Source organism: Thiomicrolovo immobilis, from assembly GCF_039645955.1.
Classification (GTDB): domain Bacteria; phylum Campylobacterota; class Campylobacteria; order Campylobacterales; family Sulfurimonadaceae; genus Thiomicrolovo; species Thiomicrolovo diazotrophicus.
Window position 1 is genome coordinate 784,243 of the sequence record NZ_CP147916.1, and the last position, 18,605, is coordinate 802,847.

At 55.0% G+C, this 18,605-nt stretch carries 21 protein-coding genes; 2 read left to right on the forward strand and 19 right to left on the reverse strand.

Features of this window, described 5'->3' with window-relative positions; genetic code table 11:
* Positions 1-15: 15 nt before the first annotated feature.
* The 8 genes from WCX72_RS04045 to WCX72_RS04080 all read right to left on the reverse strand — a co-directional run bounded on the left by WCX72_RS04045 (position 16) and on the right by WCX72_RS04080 (position 5,252).
* On the reverse strand, positions 16-450 hold the full coding sequence (locus WCX72_RS04045; RefSeq protein ID WP_345971004.1) for a protein tyrosine phosphatase family protein: 435 nt from the start codon (positions 448-450) through the stop codon (positions 16-18).
* Positions 451-531: 81 nt separating this feature from the next.
* A complete protein-coding gene (locus tag WCX72_RS04050) occupies positions 532-912 on the reverse strand; it encodes a DUF1493 family protein (protein WP_345971005.1) in 381 nt (126 codons plus the stop codon).
* Between the two features lie 93 nt (positions 913-1,005).
* Complete coding sequence (locus WCX72_RS04055; RefSeq protein ID WP_345971006.1) at positions 1,006-1,557, reverse strand: hypothetical protein; 552 nt, start codon at positions 1,555-1,557, stop codon at positions 1,006-1,008.
* An 82-nt stretch (positions 1,558-1,639) separates the two neighbouring features.
* Positions 1,640-2,020 carry a hypothetical protein gene (locus tag WCX72_RS04060; RefSeq protein ID WP_345971007.1) on the reverse strand — a complete coding sequence of 127 codons (381 nt, stop codon included), beginning with the start codon at positions 2,018-2,020 and terminating at the stop codon, positions 1,640-1,642.
* Between the two features lie 278 nt (positions 2,021-2,298).
* Positions 2,299-3,156 (reverse strand): EI24 domain-containing protein, encoded by an 858-nt coding sequence (locus tag WCX72_RS04065; RefSeq protein WP_345971008.1) that lies wholly within the window; start codon positions 3,154-3,156, stop codon positions 2,299-2,301.
* Complete coding sequence (locus tag WCX72_RS04070) at positions 3,153-3,662, reverse strand: YtfJ family protein (RefSeq protein ID WP_345971009.1); 510 nt, start codon at positions 3,660-3,662, stop codon at positions 3,153-3,155. The genes WCX72_RS04065 and WCX72_RS04070 overlap by 4 nt, the downstream gene beginning before the upstream one ends.
* Before the next feature lie 63 nt (positions 3,663-3,725).
* On the reverse strand, positions 3,726-4,691 hold the full coding sequence (locus WCX72_RS04075) for a DUF3137 domain-containing protein (protein ID WP_345971010.1): 966 nt from the start codon (positions 4,689-4,691) through the stop codon (positions 3,726-3,728).
* Between the two features lie 6 nt (positions 4,692-4,697).
* Entirely contained in the window at positions 4,698-5,252 is a 555-nt protein-coding gene (locus tag WCX72_RS04080; protein WP_345971011.1) for a LemA family protein, read from the reverse strand.
* A 123-nt stretch (positions 5,253-5,375) separates the two neighbouring features.
* Here WCX72_RS04080 and WCX72_RS04085 point away from each other — a divergent pair, with 123 nt between their 5' ends.
* Positions 5,376-5,645 (forward strand): acylphosphatase, encoded by a 270-nt coding sequence (locus tag WCX72_RS04085; protein WP_345971012.1) that lies wholly within the window; start codon positions 5,376-5,378, stop codon positions 5,643-5,645.
* Here the strand turns inward: WCX72_RS04085 and WCX72_RS04090 are convergent.
* The 11 genes from WCX72_RS04090 to WCX72_RS04140 all read right to left on the reverse strand — a co-directional run bounded on the left by WCX72_RS04090 (position 5,642) and on the right by WCX72_RS04140 (position 18,025).
* The gene (locus WCX72_RS04090) at positions 5,642-6,874 is read right to left on the reverse strand and encodes an NAD(P)/FAD-dependent oxidoreductase (RefSeq protein ID WP_345971013.1); all 1,233 of its coding nucleotides are present in this window, start codon (positions 6,872-6,874) and stop codon (positions 5,642-5,644) included. The genes WCX72_RS04085 and WCX72_RS04090 overlap by 4 nt on opposite strands.
* A 103-nt stretch (positions 6,875-6,977) precedes the next feature.
* Positions 6,978-9,368, reverse strand: coding sequence for a hypothetical protein (locus WCX72_RS04095; RefSeq protein WP_345971014.1), 2,391 nt, complete (start codon positions 9,366-9,368; stop codon positions 6,978-6,980).
* 251 nt (positions 9,369-9,619) lie between these two features.
* The gene (locus WCX72_RS04100) at positions 9,620-10,297 is read right to left on the reverse strand and encodes a YggS family pyridoxal phosphate-dependent enzyme (RefSeq protein WP_345971015.1); all 678 of its coding nucleotides are present in this window, start codon (positions 10,295-10,297) and stop codon (positions 9,620-9,622) included.
* Positions 10,294-11,346 carry an RIP metalloprotease RseP gene (gene rseP / locus WCX72_RS04105; RefSeq protein WP_345971017.1) on the reverse strand — a complete coding sequence of 351 codons (1,053 nt, stop codon included), beginning with the start codon at positions 11,344-11,346 and terminating at the stop codon, positions 10,294-10,296. Before rseP ends, WCX72_RS04100 begins: the two co-directional genes overlap by 4 nt.
* Positions 11,343-11,897 (reverse strand): CDP-diacylglycerol--glycerol-3-phosphate 3-phosphatidyltransferase, encoded by a 555-nt coding sequence (pgsA, locus tag WCX72_RS04110; protein WP_345971018.1) that lies wholly within the window; start codon positions 11,895-11,897, stop codon positions 11,343-11,345. Before pgsA ends, rseP begins: the two co-directional genes overlap by 4 nt.
* Positions 11,897-12,673, reverse strand: a complete 777-nt coding sequence (locus WCX72_RS04115) for an enoyl-ACP reductase (protein WP_345971019.1) — start codon at positions 12,671-12,673, stop codon at positions 11,897-11,899. Before WCX72_RS04115 ends, pgsA begins: the two co-directional genes overlap by 1 nt.
* A complete protein-coding gene (gene dapA, locus WCX72_RS04120; RefSeq protein WP_345971020.1) occupies positions 12,674-13,570 on the reverse strand; it encodes a 4-hydroxy-tetrahydrodipicolinate synthase in 897 nt (298 codons plus the stop codon).
* Positions 13,567-14,826 carry a pitrilysin family protein gene (locus WCX72_RS04125; RefSeq protein ID WP_345971021.1) on the reverse strand — a complete coding sequence of 420 codons (1,260 nt, stop codon included), beginning with the start codon at positions 14,824-14,826 and terminating at the stop codon, positions 13,567-13,569. Before WCX72_RS04125 ends, dapA begins: the two co-directional genes overlap by 4 nt.
* Before the next feature lie 41 nt (positions 14,827-14,867).
* A complete protein-coding gene (locus tag WCX72_RS04130) occupies positions 14,868-15,926 on the reverse strand; it encodes a quinone-dependent dihydroorotate dehydrogenase (protein WP_345971515.1) in 1,059 nt (352 codons plus the stop codon).
* Positions 15,927-15,975: 49 nt separating this feature from the next.
* On the reverse strand, positions 15,976-17,325 hold the full coding sequence (locus WCX72_RS04135) for a magnesium transporter (RefSeq protein ID WP_345971022.1): 1,350 nt from the start codon (positions 17,323-17,325) through the stop codon (positions 15,976-15,978).
* Positions 17,326-17,467: 142 nt separating this feature from the next.
* The gene (locus WCX72_RS04140) at positions 17,468-18,025 is read right to left on the reverse strand and encodes a PAS domain-containing protein (RefSeq protein WP_231020680.1); all 558 of its coding nucleotides are present in this window, start codon (positions 18,023-18,025) and stop codon (positions 17,468-17,470) included.
* A gap of 133 nt (positions 18,026-18,158) precedes the next feature.
* Between WCX72_RS04140 and WCX72_RS04145 the strand changes: the two genes are divergently transcribed.
* A complete protein-coding gene (locus tag WCX72_RS04145; protein WP_231020681.1) occupies positions 18,159-18,590 on the forward strand; it encodes a hypothetical protein in 432 nt (143 codons plus the stop codon).
* Positions 18,591-18,605: the final 15 nt, after the last annotated feature.

Consider the following 18,605-nt stretch of genomic DNA (forward strand, 5'->3'; position numbering starts at 1 on the left):
CGGATTTTCTATTAGTCAAACCTTTACTTCAAGCTCCATGAGCTTTTTCCAGGCCTTTTTCGGTTTAAACTCCTTCGGTGCGATCAGTGTCGCATCCTGCTGATGCAATACAAGCCTTTTATATTGATAAACAAAGGCAGATGCCCTGTAGTTCATGATGCAGTGAATGAATACTTTTTTCTTTTCATCTTGTAACGTTTTCAGAAGATGCAGGAATAATGTGAACCTCTCTGTTTCCGGGTCTTTCCAGGTTATCGGTATGTGAAAGTACATCATCCCGTTTTTCGAAACAATTTTATCCTCTTCTTTCAACGCGCCTTTGTTGTGCATCGCCAGGTTGATGACAATGTCAAAACCGTTCTCTGCAATGCGCTTGAACTGTTTTTTCGTGGGTTGCCCGGACGTTGAAATATTGTCGTTGACTTTTATATAGTTGAGTATTGATTCCATCACCACTCCATTGTAGTTTAACGTTTAGACTGACCAATGAAAAAGCCGTTTACGGGTTTTTGAATGGTCTCCAATGATTTGTTATACCGCGCTGTCAGATGTGGATGATGGTGCCTTTTGTATAGCATCATGGAGTTCCTTTACTGTCAAATCTCGATATATTGGACATGGCTCACCTTTGAACCATCGAATGAGTATTGTAATGCCTATGGGATCGAATCCCTCCGAACCAAATAAATATTCATTCGGTCCGAGTCCAAGAATTTTACGGATACCTTTTTTGGGCGATAAAAGGTCAACTTGGAAACGTTCGCTCGCGGCATGTAGCAAATCTTCCCCATCATTACCTGTAATCCCAAGGTCAGCTTCTAGTCGTGTTTCTGACGCGATAGCTTGTCGAGGAGAAATACTATAAAAGTCTCGTACAAAAGTGACAATTTCCTCGAATGACGGCTTGTTCATATGCCTTTCCCTCAGTAGATATAACGACTAGCATAAGGGGCACCGCGAAAGTGGCGTCCCAGTGAGCGCAATCGAACGTCCTTGATGCACTTGCTAGCCATCAGATTGCACCTTTCCTGCAATCCTTTTGTCTACTTCATAGGTACGAATTGCAGCACTACGAAAGACTAGGGCAATTATCAAATAAAATGAGCCACCAATGAATGTAAAAACAATTTCTTCCTTAGTTGCCACGGATAATGACGCCAATACCCCTGAAAAACTAAAAAAAGAAAAAGCGTAGAAAAGACCCTTGTATACGCGACCTTTGAGTGAAATCTGTTCATATGACAAGGTTAGTCGTTGCCATTTATTTAACTCTGAACCAGAAAATGAAATCATGGCTCGCCCAGCCTCGCTAAGGGCATCTACCTCGGCCAATACAGCCTTCATCTCTCTCAGAGTTAGTTTTTCAATATCATCATCTAATTGAGTATGATGTTCTTTGGATTTAGAAAGCTTCTCAATAAAGTCAATCCTGGACTTTAGTGATTCTAATTCCCTCGTACGCCTTGAAATTCCCTGACGGTTAAGTAGCCAACCAATAACTGGTGAGAGTAAACCGGCAATGGCAGCAATAATACCCACAATTAGTGCATCACTCATATTCACTCTCCTTGTTTGCTAACATTTACAATAAGCAATCAATAATCCGTGTGCGGATATTTGATTGGTCTCTCCTGGCTTGTTAGATACTTGGATGATTAAAGTCATATTCCGTCCACCACTTGATGTTGTATATCTCTTCATTTTGAGCGAGCACTTTGCTAAGTGCTTTTTGTATGGCCTCAACCGTTTGTGCCGTTGAAATTTTTTTGAAAAGGAATTTTCTAACGTACGGTTTTCTTGGCTCGATGAAGCAGAGAAAGCCATCGACGTACTCTTTACACTGGCCACAGCCAATCCAAATTGGGAATGCATCATTGCATATTGGAATCGTCCATCCCCAATCCTCACTGAAAGGATCCCTGACTTGAACACCTTCCTGCTTCAGCTGTTCGAACAATACAGTCGCAAGTTCTTGAACCGAAGAAACTAGAGTGGAACGGAACTCTACATGTGTTTCCATGCTATTGTCACCCAGCTATTAATCAGTTTACATTTGAAAGTACTATAGAACATCTTTGGTTAGAAAAACCTGGAAAATAATAACAATATACAATATATTAAATCTTCTAGTGTGCCGTAAAGCAAAAAAGAGTGCAAGGTTTTTATCGAAATAGGGGGATAGATTACTAACTTGTAGGGCTGCAAGCAGAGTTCCCCATTAAGGACAAGTCATGATTGTGGAGGTGTTAATTTAAAAGAGCATCAAAAGCCCTTTGGACTTTTGAAATAGACGGAAAGTTACGAGGGCAGTACGTCCTGAGAGCCGTTCGAGACTTTGTCTGCAGCGCTTTTCGCGGCTGTGGCGCTTTCGTGGTGCGCTTCGACCTCGACACTCTTGCGGAACATCGAGTGCGTGAGAACGATGACGTTGAAGACGGGGGTGATGTAGGCGGCGAAGGGGACCAACGAGAGCAGGTAGAGCCCGAGGGTCGTCATTCTTACTTTCCCGCCGTGGAAGGCCATGATCAGCTTGAAGCGCTCCTTCGTCGTCGTTTCCGAGGCGACGTCGAGCAGGTAGAGCTTGTGGAACAGGTAGTAAAAGGGGAGGTTGAAGGCGACGAGGTTCAGCATCGGAACGAAATAGAAAGGTGTGAGCACCAAAAAGAGCAGGAGCATAATGACGACATGCTTCAGCGAGGCGAGGAGGATGCCTGCAATGGAGCCGTGGTGTTCCAGCGGCAGGTGGCTGTAGTGGCGCGCGTGGATCTCACGCACGATATAGGGCGTCAAAAAGCCGATGATGGCCAGTGCGACGAACATGGCAAGGATGAACGTAGCAATCCCGCCGACGGTAAAGACGATGAAACTGACCAGCCAGGAGGTGACGGTGTGCTCCATCAAGAAGCGCAAAATGGCCGAGCCGCCTTCGACGGTGGTCGTTTCGCTCTGCGTCTCCACCACGCCGTTTTGCTGGGTCTGCTGGTGCTGCTCGACCTGCAGGGTGCTCTGTTCAAGGGCGTCCAGTCCGGCGCTCGCCGCACCGAAAAAGAGGACGTACATCACGAGCACAGTCCCAATGAAGGGGATGAGGGCAAACTGGAGCATCCGCTTCGTAAAAAAGTCGCGGATGCTTACCGACCAGAGCGTTTCGTTCACATGTGTTCCTTGATAAGGGAGATGATCTCGTCGAAGCTGCCCTGCGGCACCTCTCCCTCATAGAGATAGAGGACGTTGCCGCTTTTGTCCGTAATGATGATGTCGGAGTTGTCGTCGGCGACCTTCCAGGCGGAGACCCCTTTCTTGTGCATATCTTTGACATAGATCGTATCGGGGAACTTCTCCTGCTTCGCTTTGAGCGATTTGGCGATGGCGAAGTTCGGCAGCCAGGTCGCCTCCATATTGATGATGGCGACGGAGGCGAAACGGCTGCGGTCGAAGTCTTCGGCCTTCAGGGCGTCGGAGAAGGGGTTGTTGAGGTCTTTCTCGTCCGGGTCGACGTAGAAGATGACGTGGACCTTCTCTTTGAGCTCGTCGCTGTTCCAAGGCGTGCCGTCGACTTTGCCGCCGTCGTCGCCCTGAAGATCAAGCGCCGGAAGGGGCTGGCCGGTCTGCAGGGCCATCAGGCTGAGCGTGAGCGCGAAAAGGGAGAGGAGGAGTTTCATAGGGGTCCTTTGCGAGATTTATAAGATTCTAGCATGGAAAGGCTTGGGATCAAATGCCCTTCTTCAGGTCTTGCTCCAGAGTTTTTCGTTGAGCTTCAGTTCCTCGACGATCCCGATGGAGGAGCGCAGGGTGCGGATGTAGCCCATGGCCTGATCGATGGAGAGCAGCGACGAAAAGACCGTCGGTTCGAAGAGGTCCTTGTCGTAGTCAATGGCGATCATGATCTTCTCGCCGTTAAAGGAGACGTAGACCTTGCTGCCCGTATCCTTCTTCAGTTTGAGCAGCCGCTGCATCATCGTATGGGTCAGGATGTAGCGCGCTTCGATCTGGTCGGTGCCGTAGACGACGAAGGCTTTTTCAAAGGCGGGGTCGTCCATTCTGACGAGCTGGTCCTTGGTGAAGTTGCGCGACTGCAGCATCCCCCCGATAAAGGAGCCGAAAAGGTTCTCGGCCAGGTCGGGGAGGATGAGGGTGCGGCCTTTGAAGTGTTTGTTGAAGTCCGCGACAATGAAGAGCCCCTGGAAGATCGTGGACCAGTGCTCCCGCCCTTTGGAGTCGCGGCTGCGGTGTTCGGCATGGATGTCGGAGAACTGCAGCGAGACGCCGTCGAGGGTACCGCGCACGAGGTCGTTACCGCGGAAACGGTCGATGCGCTGCTCAAAGAGGTGGGAGAACTGAAAGAGCGACTGGGGAATGGCCGCATCCGGGGCGTAATGCAGCTCCTTTTCGATCGCTTCGATCAGGGGCCGGATGATCTTCTCCTTGAACCCGCTGCGGTAGCCGCTGATGAGCCAACGGAAGCCGAACCCGCCGATGGCGGTCGCCCCGACGCCGACCCAGATGTAAGACTCGTTGAAACAGTGGCAGCTGTTGTAAATGGCACCGATGATGAGCAGGGAGAGCGCTCCGAGGATGCCGAAGAGGGTCAAGACCTTCTTGCGGACCGCGTTGCGCTCCTGCTCCAGCTCCTGCAGGGAGTCGTAGAGCTCCGTATAGTAGAAATCCGTCAGTTCCGATGCGCTTTTCATAAAGGATTACTGTTTGAAAAGGGCTCCGACATCAACGTTTTTGCGTTCATCCTCGGTGATCTCGAAGACCTGTTTTCGGCGGTAGTTCATCATGTTGGCGAGGATGTTCGTCGGGATCATCTCGATGGCGTTGTTGTAGTCCGTCACGGCCTGGTTGTAGGCACGGCGGGCGGCGGAGATTTGGGCTTCAACCTCGGAGAGGGTGCGCTGCAAATGCATGATGTTTGTGTTGGCCTTGAGATCGGGGTAGTTCTCCACCGCGACCATGATGCTGCCCAGTGCGGAGGTGATCTGCTTATCCAGCGCGATCTTCTGTTCGTCGGAAATACCCGGTTTCATCGCCTGGGAACGCAGTTCGGTCACCTTCTCCAAAATCCCCCGCTCGTGCTGCATATACTGCTGTACGGAGCTGACAAGGTTCGGGATGAGGTTGTAGCGTTTCTTCAGCACGGCATCGATCCCGGCAAAGATGTTGTCGACCTGGTTCTTTTTGGCAACAAGGCTGTTGTACATCAATACGATGATGACGATGACGACGGCGAGGATGATGAGTGCGGTCATGGCGGTACTCCGATGGAAATAATATCGTTTATTGTACTGAAAATCGGGCGGGAATCCGCCATAGCGTCGGGATAAGTAAAACACAACGCGTCTGCCGCTACAATAAACAAAAAGGGGGTGCCTATGCAGAGCAGACTATACGCAATCCGGGGCAGGGTGCAGGGCGTGTGGTACCGTGCAACCATCCAGCAGCTTGCCCAAGCGGCGGGAGTAAGCGGTTACATCCGCAATTGCAGCGACGGCAGCGTCGAAGCGGCCGTCACCTGCCCGAACGACGACTGTTTCGACCAGTTTGAACGGCTGCTCTGGGAGGGGTCGCCGCTCAGCGTGGTCGACAACGTCTCTTATGACATCATCGAAGAGGTGTTCGAAGGGGGATTCGAACAGCGCTAGGCGCGGGATGTTCTGGCGGCATGCAGGCCTGCCAGGTAGCCGCTTCCCCAGGCAAAGTGGAAGTTGAATCCTCCGCGATGTCCGGTAATGTCGATGACTTCCCCGGCAAAATAGAGTCCCTCCGCCTTGCGCGATGCCATCGTCCCCGGGTCGATCTCCTCCGTGGCGACCCCGCCGCCGGCGACTTCGGCATGCTGGTAGCCGTGGGTGCCGCTCACCGTAAACGGCCACTGTTTGATGATATAGGCGATCTTCTTGGCCGTTTTGGCGTTGAGCTCGCCGCAGCGCTGCTCCGCAGAGAGCTTCTGGGCCAGGAGCAGCGGGCGGATCAGTTTGCGCGGCAGCAGCCCACCCAGCAGGTCGGCGAGGGTGTCGTCGGGGATCAACTTCGCCATCTGTTCGAGCTGCGCCGCCAGTGACTGCGCGGTAAAACGGGGGAGCAGGTCTACTTTCAGCGTGACGTATTCAAAATCGCGTAGGGCCCTGGAGACGGCGTGGGAGAGGTCGAGGACGGCAAAGCCGGAGACGCCGTAGCGGGTAAACAGCAAGTCGCCTTCCTCCTCCTGGAGGGGCTGGTTGTCAACGAACAGCGTCACCCGCGCCGTCGTCTTGGTTCCGGCCATCTTCTCCAGCCCCGAAGCTTCCAGATGCAGCCCCACCAGAGAGGGGAAGGGGGGGACGATGCGGTGGCCGAAATGTTCGGCCATGGTCATCCCGCTTTCGTTGCCGCCCAATTGCGGCGCTGCGGGAGAGCCTGTCGCGATGATCAGGCGTTCATAACGTCGTGTCTCCTCCCGAACCGACAGGGTAAACATATTTCCTTCTTTTTCGATGCGGGTGACGGTGGCATTGTTTTCAAACCGCACCCCCCGGTGCTGTGCCGCCCGGATCAGTGCGGACTGCACGGAACGGGCTTCCTGGCTCATGGGGTAGCACTTCCCGTCCTCTTTGACTTCCAGCAGCAGCCCGATGCGTTTGCAGAAACGTTCGAACGCGGTGAAGTTCATCGCCTCCAGCGCCGTTGCCGCGAAGGCGGGGGCTTCTCCTTCATAATCTTCGATACCGGTCGCGCGGTTGATGATGTTGCAGCGGCCGTTGCCCGAGGCGAGGATTTTCTTGCCGGGTTCGCCGTTCTGCTCGTAAACCGTGACCTCTGCACCCGCTTCCGCCGCCGTGATGGCCGCCATCAGTCCCGCGGCGCCGCCGCCGATAATTGCGATCGTACTCATAAAGGGATTGTAGTGGCTGTCGGGTTAGTTTCGGATTAGTCTTGGAAAAGCATAAAGGGAGAAAAAAAGAAAAGGCACCCGAGGGTGCCCGAAGGCGGCGGAATTAATTCCAGCCGTCTTTGACGATCTGAGTCGATTTGTTATACGGATACTTCTCGACCAGTTCTTTGACAGAAAGTTTCTGATCGCCGCTTCTCATGAAGTGAGCGAGGGTGACAGAAGCCCAGTAGTCGTCAGCATACGCGGTGCCTTCGAGCTGAACCGGTACACCTTTCTTGTTGACCGTGTGACATGCGGAACATGTAACCGGGCCTGCATATTCGCCGTCCGGGCTGTACTGCAGCGCCTGCTCATGCGTCGTAATGTCAACCGTGCGGTTCGGTCCGTCGTAGCGTGTAGAGTAGAGGCCGTGTGTGGACTCGTGACACGTTTGACAAGCCAGGTCGCCGTGTGCTTTAGAGTAGCGGAACAGAGACAGTTTGTTGTTCTGGTCGATCGGGAAGTACTGACCGCCTTCACTTTCAACAAACGGAGCGATGTGACAGTCTGCACAGTGCGGTTCGCCCGCTGCCAGCCACCAGTCGTTACCGCCGGATGCCGCTGCATACGGTACCGCGCCGCCAGTCGGGTGGTTCCACGGTTTCAGGTCAAGACCGTCTTTCGCGACGTTTTTGACGAGGACAGCAGATTCATGGTCTGTATAGTACTTCATAACTTCGTTGTCGCCGGTTGTTTTCGGGTCTGCGATCGCTACGAATCTCTTCATGTCGCCGCCTGCAACTGCACTGACGATCTCTTTGAGAGATTTGTTACGGATAGATTTACCTTCAAGGGTCTGAACCGTTTTGAGGTCATCCAGTGCCTGCATTTTCTGCGCGACTTTCGTGTGACAGTTCGTACAGTACAGACCGCGCATTTTGGAAACACGCTCACCGTTCTCATCTTTGTGTGCGACTTCGTTGAGCTGGAACTTACCGTATTCGTTCAGGAAGAACGGCGGTTTGGCATCCGGGTTGGAGTGCGCGTCACGGCGGACATAACAACCACCACCGCTTGTACGGACATCACCTTCGCTGAAACGGCCTTCACCGTAGCGGTCAGCAACACGGTACGGGTTCGTATCGTCGTTCATGCTCGGGTTCTGGAAGTGTGTCGGGTGACAGGACTGACATGCTTGTGAACGGCCAGCAGCATCCGGCATCGGAACCATAGAGAGGTGGAAACCGTGGATTGCTTCTGTGAGCGTTTTCGCATGGACAGTCTTGTAGCCTGTTGCACCCGGACGCGGTTCTTCGAGGTTACCGGAAACGTTGTCACCGTGACAGTCGGCACAGTTGACCTCACCGGTCTGACCCAGACGGTTGGAAGACGCTTTGTCGTTGTAGTACTTCAGGAATGAGGTACCGTGGTGGGCGTCGTGCAGCGAGAGAATGTTGATGGATGCTTCACTGAGGCGAGCCATGTATTCACTCTCATCCGGGTAGGTTTTCCAGTAAGCGTATTCGCGGTCGCTGGCATTGAGCCCTTCGTCGCGTGCCATCTGGGCAGCTTTACCCTGGCGGGAGTGACATGCATAACAGTTCGGGATATCAACCGGGTTGGTACCGAAATACTCGATAATCTGACCGTTTTCATCCATCAGCGGGCGACCGTTCTGGTCATGCACCTGTACTGCGGACTTCTGGAACGGCTGGAAATCTTTTTCGGTAACGGAACGGATCGTCCCTCTACGTGTAGAGTCGTTAAATGCCGTCAGCGGCAGACCCAGCGCATCCCACAGGTGTGATGCCGTCAGAACGAGCGGGATGTTCTGGACCGGCGGAACCAGTGTGTTCGTGAAGACGACGTTGCTACCGTCTTTACCGGAATACTCGAGGTAACCGCCGGCGATGTGCTTGCCGGACGGACCGGAATCGATAGGTACTTTAATGTCTTTACCGACAAAGAGGCGATCTTTCGCCGTTGCACCTTTAGGAATCGTACCTTCAAGATCTTTATAGATAAAGAGGTGTTTCCAAACATAGTTGGCCACGTTATCGCCCGGGTCGTCCATACGGCCGTTGCCGTCGACGTCTTTGGCGACAGACCAGTACTTCATCTTGTTGCCTTCACTATAAGAGTTGTCTTTCGTATAGTAATAGAGCTTGACTTTGTCATCCGGTGTCAGCAGTTTCGGCAGTGCGCCGTTGGTACCGGATTTTACAGCCTGGGACTGGATTGAGTTATACGGCGGAATGACACAGCAGTAGCTCATCTCAAAACCGACACAGTGCATACCCAACTCATAGTTGACGAACGCATTGATATCGTTTTTCGGGTTGTAAGCTTTTACTTTCTTTCCACCGATTTTCATTTCAGTCGGCTTGAGCAAGGTCATGCTAAACGGCGGATTCTTGTCATAGTCTTTGACAGAAGCCGATGTCGTACTTGACAGTGCAGCCAGGGTGAGCGCCGCCGTCGTTAAAACAGAAACGCCACGAAGTTTTCGATTCATCATGTACTCCTCAGTGATAGAAATCCCGTTAGTTTTGCATTTGTTTTTTTAATCTATCTTTAAAGGCAAAAAACTTAAAAGGCACTGTGATGAACGTGTGATAAAAATAAGAAAATACTATATTAACTGCTTATGGTTCCGTTACGAAAAAATAATACGTGATGATAAGGTGATAATTATTGCCTATTTTTAAATGCGTATTTTCAAAAGATATTGAGGAGTATTGTTAAAAAAAAGTAAAGGTTGGCGCTTTAGCGCCCTGGGAAGAGGAGGGAACCGAGGCGGACCATCGTGGATCCGCAGGCGATCGCCAGTTCGAAATCGCCGCTCATACCCATGGAGCAGATCTCGGCCCCTTTGAGCCCGTCAAAGATCTTGCGGGTCGTCTCGAAGCTCTGCTTGATATGGTCGTTGTTCTCGGTATGGGCCCCGATGCTCATGACGCCGCGCAGGTCGATGCGCGGACAGCTCTCCGCGATCTGCGCGTAGATGTCTGACGCCGCTTCGGGCATGACGCCGGACTTCGTCTCCTCTTTGGCGCTGTTGATCTGCAGGAGGCACTCCATCGTTTTGCCTTTGGCCTCGAGGCGCTTGTCGAGGGCCTGGGCCAGCTCGAGAGAGTGGAGCGACTGCATCAAGAAAGGGTCGAGGTCGATCAGCTGGTTGATCTTGTTCTTCTGAAGGCTTCCGATAAAGTGCCACTCCAGCGGCAGGTCCTCAAGCGTTTCCATCTTTGTCTTCATGTCCTGGACCTTGTTCTCGCCGAAGGCGCGCTGCCCGATGGCGTAAAGGGCTTTGACCGCCTCGGTGTCCACGTACTTGCTGACGGCGACTACTTTGACGATGTGGTGCTCGCTCACAAGAATGCGCGCCCGTTCGATCCGTTCGACGATCTTGTCGATGTAGATTTTATACTCTGTCTGTGTCATTGCATCAACCTGTTGATATCGTTATAGAGTCCGAGGCTCATCAGCCCGAGCAGTATGCCCCAGCCCGCGATGGTGAGCTTGAAGAGGATCGCTTCGCTCGGGGCGCGACGCATGACCATCTCGTAGAGATTGAACATGATATGGCCGCCGTCGAGGGCGGGAATAGGCAGCAGGTTCAGCACCCCGAGGTTGACCGAGATGAGCGCTGCAAAGAACAGCACGGCCATCCAGCCGCTCTCGCTGGCATCGGCGGTGATCTTGACGATGGTGACGACGCCGCCGAGCTCGGAGGTCGGCACGGCCCCGGTAATGAGCTTCTCGAGACTGATGAAGATCAGTTTGGAGGCCTGCCAGGTCTCTGCCGCGGCATAACCGAGCGCCCCGGCGAGTCCCAGCTCAAGGGCATGGGTCTCTCCGGCGGAACCGATGCCGACCATGGGGCGGTAGACGGTCTCGCGGAACATGTTCTGCGTTTCGGTCATCTTCGGCGTTACGGCAACCTCTTCGACCATGCCGTCGCGTTCGATCTGCAGGTAAAGCGTCTTCTCGGCCTGCTTGACGGTGTCGGACATCTCATCCCACGTCGTGACGGCTTTGCCGTCGATGGCGAGGATGCGGTCCCCCGATTTGAGGCCCGCCACCGCCGCCGGGGAGTCCTCGACGATACTGCCGATGACCGGGGAGAGGACCTGAGGTCCGCCGAGGGCGATCAGGAAGTAGAGCACATAGGCCAGCACAAAGTTGGCCGCCGGGCCGGCAAGCAGGATCGCGATGCGCTGCAGCGGGGATTTGCTGTTGTAGCTGTCGGGGTCGGGACTCGTCTTGGTCGGGTCGCTGTCGTCCTGACCCTTCATGCGGACATAGCCGCCCAGGGGAATGGCCGCGATGCGCCATTCGGTGCTGAAGGCGCGGAAACTGGCCAGTTTGCGGCCGAAGCCGATGCTGAAGACCTCGACATAGACCCCCAGAAGGCGGGCCACGGTAAAGTGTCCGAGCTCATGGAAGAAGATCAGCGCCGAGAGGACGAGAAGGGAGACAAGCCAGCTCATGCCGCGTGGTGCCTTGCGTAGGTGCGGGCGAAGCCGACAACGTATTCCGCCCCGGAGTAGAGGGTGAGTACGACGGCGATCCAGAGCAGGATGTTACCGCCGGGCCAGTGCATGAGCAGGAAACCGACGGCGAACATCTGCGCGACCGTTTTGACCTTGCCCGCCCAGGAGGCGGCAATGTCGATCCCCTCTGACATGGAGACCGTCCGCAGGCCCGTAATGAAAAGCTCGCGTACGATAATGATATAGATGGCCCACGGCGAGGCGGCGTCGGTCATCATCAGTCCCAGAAAGGCGGCGAGAATGAGCATCTTGTCCGCCAGGGGGTCAAGGATCTTGCCCGTCATCGTGATCTGGTCGAGTTCGCGTGCAATGTAGCCGTCAAAGAAGTCGGTGGCGCTGGCGAGCACGAAGAGCAGGGCGGCGAAGTAGTAGTTCCAGCTGATGTCGATCCCCTGAGCGGTGAAAAACTGCGGGTTCAGGATGATCCAGAACATCAGCGGCGCAATGATGATGCGCGACAGTGCCAGCGTATTGGGCAGATTGAACATTACTTAAAGGTCGTCCCACCGTCGACGACGATCGTTTGGCCGGTGATCCAGCTCGCCTCTTCCGTACAGAGGAAGTAGACGGCGCCGGCGATATCTTCGGGCTGCCCCATGCGGCCGATCGCAGAGCGTCTGACCGTTTCGGCCTTGACTTCTTCGTAGTTGGTGAAGGCTTTGAGGGCGTCGGTGTCAATCGGACCGCCGGAGACGGCGTTGACGCGGATGTTCATCTCGCCCAGTTCCACGGCGGCGTAGCGGCTCATCGCTTCGACGGCGGCTTTGTTCGTGCCGTGGCCGGCATAGTTCTCGATATAGACAAGGTTTCCGGTGCTGGACATCGTGACGACGGCACCGCCGCCGACCTTTTCCATCCGCTTTGCCGCTTCCTGGGTTCCCATGACGAAGGCGTTGACCGTTGCGGTGTAGATGTTGTTCAGGCCGCGGGGCTTGAGGCGCATGAACTTGCCGTAGCCGCCGACGACGGGGCGGCCGTAGATCATCGCGTTGGAGACGAAGAAGTCGATCCGGTCGAAATCTTCATCGATCTTGGCGAAGAGGGGTTTGAACTCGTCGGGTTCGAGAATGTTCAGGGCGTAGGCGCGTGCTTTAATGCCGTAGGCAGCTTCCCAGGAGGCCGCAAGCTCGTTCGCGACGGTCTCGTTGCTGTTGTACGTAAAGGCGATATCGACACCGTTGGCGGCGAACTTTTCGGCGATCGCTTTGCCGATCCCCTTGGTTGCTCCGGTGATGACCAGTGTTTTGCCCTTCATTTCTGACATTTAGTTGACTCCTACAATAGTATAGTTTTTCATGACGGCTTCGATGCGCTTCATGTTCTCCGCGGACGGCGGGACAAGCGGCAGGCGGTATTCGAGGGTGTCGATAAGGCCCGCAATATACATGGCCGCCTTGATCGGGATGGGGTTGGCCTCGCAGAAGAGGACCTTGTTGATCGGCAGCAGCTGCTCGTTAAGCGCGCGTGCCGTGGCGAAGTCGCCTTCGAGTGCGCTTTTGACCAGGGCGCTCTTCATATCGGGAAGCAGGTTCGCCGTGACCGAAGTGATCCCCGCGCCGCCGGCGGCAAGGATGGGATAGTCGATGGCGTCGTCGCCGCTGAAGACTTTGAGTTCCGGGCAGCGCGAAAGCAGCTCGACGGTGCGCTCCAGGCTGCCTGTCGCCTCTTTGATGCCGAAGATGTTCGGTAGGTCGTTGAAGAGACGTACCACCGTGTCGGCGGAGATGTCGGACATCGTGCGACCCGGGACGTTATAGAGCATGAACGGCAGTTCCGGCACGGCTTCGGCGATCGCCTTGTAGTGCTGGTACAGCCCCTCCTGGGAGGGTTTGTTGTAGTAAGGCGCGACGGAGAAGATCGCGTCGACGCCGCAGTCGCGGGCACGGATGGCCGTCGTGATGGCTTCGGCCGTCGCGTTGCTGCCGGCACCGGCGAGGACTTTGGTCTGTGTGCCCTTGCACACTTCGACGGCGATCTCCATGCAGCGGATATCTTCATCCGCCGTCAGGGTCGCGCTTTCGCCGGTCGTACCGACCGGGCAGACCGCATCGATCCCGTTGTCGATCTGGCGCTGGATCAGCGCCGCGTAGGTCTGTTCGTCGAGTGTGCCGTTTTTGAACGGGGTGATCAGCGCGGTGGAGGAACCGGTGATAATGTTCATTGCTCTGCCTTTCTCAAAATAATAGTTGTAGAGTGTTTGTCGTCAAAATAGGTCTGCGCCGTCTTCTGGATCTGTTCAGCTGTCAGTGCCGCGATATTCTCCTCGTAGGTGTCCAGCGGTTTCAGATCGCCGCGGGCGAGGTAGCCGCCGAAGAGGTCGGCGACGGAGCTCGCACTCTCCAAGGAGAAGATGAAGTCGGCCCGGGTGTTGATCTTGACCTTTTCGAGCTCCGCCTTGGAGACGGGGTGGGCCTTGATCTGTTCGATCTGCTCGTGCAGCGCCGCTTCAACGCTCTCGGCTTTGACGCCGGGGTTGCAGGCCGCCATGAAAATAAAGACACCCGGGTCGATGTTCTCCATGTTGTAGGCGTAGATCTGGTTGACCAGGCGTTTTTTGTCGACAAGCTCGCTGTAGAGGCGGCTGCTCTTGCCGGAGCTGAGCATCTCGGAGATGGCCGAGAGGGCCGGCTGGTCAGGGTGGCGGAAGTCGGGGATATGGTAGACGATCGCGATCATCTCAACTTCGCTCTCTTTTTCGATGAAGACGCGCTTGGCGCCGTCCTGCACCGGTTCTTTCGCCAACACTTTGGGGATCTCGCGGCTGTTCTTTACGGGACCGAAGTGGCTTTTTGCAAGGCTGAAGACGGTCTCGGGTTCAATATCGCCGGTAACGATGAGAATCGCGTTCTGCGGCTGGTAATAGGTCGCATGGAAATTGCGGATATCGTCGATCGTCCAGGTCTGGATGTCGTTCATAAAGCCGATCGGCGTCCAGTGGTAGGGATGGTAGAGATAGGCGTTGTTGAAGAGCCGGAAATAGAGGTAACCCAGGGGGTTGTTGTCGGTACGCCAGCGGCGCTCTTCGGCAACGACGTCGCGTTCGGGCTGGAACTCCTCGTCTTTGAGGCTGAGATGGGCCATCAGCTCCGCGAAGAGGGAAATGGATTTTTCCGCATTCCCCGCGGAGCTTTTGATGAAGTAGTGGGTGTAGTCGAATCCGGTGGAGGCGTTGTTGACGCCGCCGACACTCTTGACCTCTTCGTCGAACTGCCCCGCTTTGAGGTGTTCGGAGGATTTGAAGTTCATGTGTTCGAGCATATGCGCGATGCCGCTCTTGCCCATTACTTCGTTGCGGCTTCCCACTTTGTAGAAGACATCGGTCGAGATGACACCGGTGCCGTTGTGCATCGGGATGACGACGACCTGCATCCCGTTTTCCAGTGTCTGTGTTTCATAAGGCGGCAGCGAATTTGCCATAAGCGTTCCTAAGGTGAAAAATAGTGCGATAACCGTTCTGATCATCGTCTGTCGGCTCCAATGGCCTCGGTGATGCTGCTGTAGCCGTCGCGCTTCAGCAGGTCGGCGAGCCCACGGTTGATGTCCCCGATGAGCTCCGGCCCCTTGAAGATCAGCGCCGAATAGACCTGCACCAGTGAAGCCCCTGCCTTGATACGGCGGTAGGCTTCCTCGGCGCTGTCGATCCCTCCGACGGAAATGAGCACCGTTTTACCGAAGAGTTCCTTCGCCACGGCTTCGAAAATGGCGAAACTCTTCTCCTTTAAGACTTTGCCCGAGAGGCCGCCGATGCTTTTGGGCTGGGCCACAAGGGAGTAGTCGACGGTCGTATTGGTCGCGATGATCCCGTCTGCCCCCTTCTCGACAGCCAGGGTCGTCAGGGCCACGGCCTGTTCGGGGGTCATGTCCGGGGCGATCTTGAGCAGGATCGGCTTGTCGGTGATCGCCTTCGCCTCGGCGAAGAGCTCGGCGATAAAGGTCTCGTTCTGCAGGTCGCGCAGGCCGGGGGTGTTGGGCGACGAGATATTGATGACGAGGTAATCGCCCAGATCGTGCAGGCCGCGGATGAGCTGCGTGTAGTCGCTGATGGCGTTCTGCTCCTCCGTTGTTTTGTTCTTGCCGATGTTGACGCCGATGGGGGTCGTGAAGGGGTAGCGCGCTTTCAGGCGCTGCTGCACTTTGTACATTCCGTCGTTGTTGAACCCCATAGCGTTTTGGATCGTCTCTTCCTCGACGTGGCGGAACATCCGCGGTTTCGGGTTGCCCGGCTGCGGCTGGGGCGTGACGGTGCCGATCTCGGTGTAGCCGAAGCCGAGCGCCTGGATGCCGCGGATCATCGTTGCATTCTTGTCAAAGCCCGCTCCCAGGCCGACGGGGTTGGGGAAGGTACGCCCGAAGAGCTCCTGGTTCAGGATCGGGTCGGCGACAAAGTGCTTTTCCTGCCAGTGGTTGAAGAGCGACGGACAGACGTTGGCCGTGCGTAGCAGGGTCGCCACAACGTGGTGGGCCGTCTCCGGCTGGAGTTTGAAAAGCCACGGTTTGAGGGATTCGTATGCGATCATCACGTACCTGTTTTTGGCAGGATTATACTTAATAATGATTTACGGTCAGTTAAAGCAGGAAGGTTTGCGCCAGGAACAAGAAGATGAAAAAGCCGAAAACATCGGTCGTCGTCGTCAGGAAAATGGAGGAGGCGACGGCCGGATCGATCCCCAGCCGGTGCAGGCCCAGGGGGATAAGGGTGCCGGCCGTCCCGGCGACGAGCAGGTTCAGAAGCAGCGCGCCGGCGACGATGGCCCCCAGGCGGATATCGCCGAACCAGAGCGAGACGATCAGGGCCGCGACGACGGCGATGGAGAGGCCGTTGGCCAGCACGATCAGCGCTTCGCGTTTTACCGCGGCGGAGACGCCGTCGTATTCAATCTCCCCCAGGGCGATCTTGCGGATCGTGACGGTGAGCGCCTGCATCCCGGCATTGCCGCCGAGGGCGGCGATGATGGGCAGCAGGGCCGCGAGGGCGATGTAGGAGGCGATCGTCGCGTCAAAGAGGTTGATAACGGCGGAGGCCGCCATGATGGCGACGAGGTTGAAGAGCAGCCAGATCAGCCGCTGGTGCGCCGCGCGGGAGACCGAGCTCTCTTCGGCTTCGTCGTCGACCCCGGCCAGACCGTAGGCCTGGTCCGTTTCGATCTGGCGGATCATGTCGTAGATGTCGTCGTACACGATCCGGCCGATCAGTTTGCCTTCGCTGTTGACGACGGCGATGATATTGAGGTCATACTCCTCGAAAAGGCGGACGACATCCGCAATCGGCGAGGCGGGACGGATCGAGAGAGGGGCTTTGCGGTCGCCGCGCTGCAGGATCTCTTCGATGGTCGTTGCGTCGTCGAAAAGGATCAGGTCGGTGAAGTGGAGCGTGCCGAGCAGCAGTCCCTCGTCATTGGTGACAAAAAGTTTGATGATCGGCGCAGCGGGTTCGTTTTGGCGGAAAAGCCGGATCAGAGTCTTCACGTCGCCGACCGTGTCATCGGGGTGGGCGGCCAGGAACTCGCGCTCCATATAGGCCCCGGCCTGGTCCTCTTCGAATTTGGAGAGCTCCAGGACCTCCCGCCGCTCCTCGTGGGCCATCAGCGAGAGGATCTTCTCCGCCAGAGTAGTATCGGCCTGCCGGATATCCTGAATGAGGTCGGTCGCCTCGTCACTCTCGATCGCCTCGGCGGCCCGGGCCAACCGGTGCGGGGGGAGGCGTTCCGCGGCGGCGGCGAATGCGTCGGCAGGGAGCTCGAGCAGCACCTCGCCCAGGTGTTGATGGGTGAGTTTGCTCAGGTTTGAAAAGAAAAGCCCGACATCGTAGCCGCGCAGTTTGACGAGGCTTTTGGCGGTATCGGTGGGGTTGAACCGTTCGTGCCCTCCGGCAATGGCGTGGATGCGGTCGACATGCTTTTTGATCTTCGGCTTCATTAGTTATATCGTAGCAACCCATCCTGAAAAAACGGTGATATGTCCGGGTGTCTGGAAGATGTTCTGTCATGAGGATTAGAGGTGTGGTGCCTTCGCAGCAGCGCGGCGTCTTTGGAGGCGCTGGTCTGTGCGGGTGTTTCGGTTAGCCGAAAAGTTTTTTCATGGTCGCAAAAAAGATTTTGAAGAGCCCTTTGTTCCCGACCAGGTCGTTGATGAATTCGTCGTAGCTTTTCCCTTTCTCTTCGAGGAAACCGCGCAGGTATTTTTCCGAACCTTCGACACCGCTCTCGTTCTCGATCTCGACCAGTTTTTTGTAGATCGGCTCAATGGCTTTGATGACATTGTCAGGTGCCGCTTTACGGTAGGCGGTGTAATTGACGATCTCATTGGTGATCTTGTCCGTTTTCGGCTCAAAGTCGGTGATGACCCAGTAGTGGCGTCCGTCTTTGGCACGGTTTTTAACAACAGCCAAAATGTTATGCTTGTTTTTGATACGTTCCCACATCATTTTGAAGATGACTTTCGGCATATCCGGATGACGAATCATATTGTGCGGATGGCCGATGAGCTCGCTCTCTTTGTAACCGGAGATTTCGACGAAGTAGTCGTTCCCGTACTCGATGATCCCTTTAGGATCCGTCTTGCTCACAATATATTTTTTCGGGTCGAGATCAATACGATCTTTAACAGAACCTGACATCAAATAACCTTTTTGATAATTTGTACCGTTATTTACGGTTACTGAACTAGTTTAACAATCGTTAAATAAATTCAACGTTAAGCTACTATAATTGTTTCTAATCTGAGACACTAGGTAAAAGTGAGATTTTAATATGAAAAAAAATGATGCATTGCAGATCGTTGCTCAGGCGAAAAAACTCCAAAACGGCGAAATGCAAAAAGTGATGTTGATGGTCAAGAAAATCCCGCTGGACGGGGATGCGGTAGCGACGAGCTACCTGGAGTGCGGGGTCGACAAAACACTGCGCGAGGACGAAGAGGGGCTCAAAAAGCTGCTGGGGGCGTCGCTGGTCGAAGAGATCGAGGCATTGCACAAGCAGTGGCACGACGAATACTATAAGATCTATGAGCTCTACCAGAAAGAGAAGGGGCTGGTCTCAAAGCTTTTCGGCGGCCAGCCGAAGCTCAGCGAACTGGACCAGGAGAAGGCGAACAGTTACAGCAGCGATCTTAAAGAGCTGACGCGGAAGATCATCCACAAACTCGAAGCGGCGGAAGGGCGCCTTAAGCTGTTGCGCGGCTGAGAATGGCAGCATCCG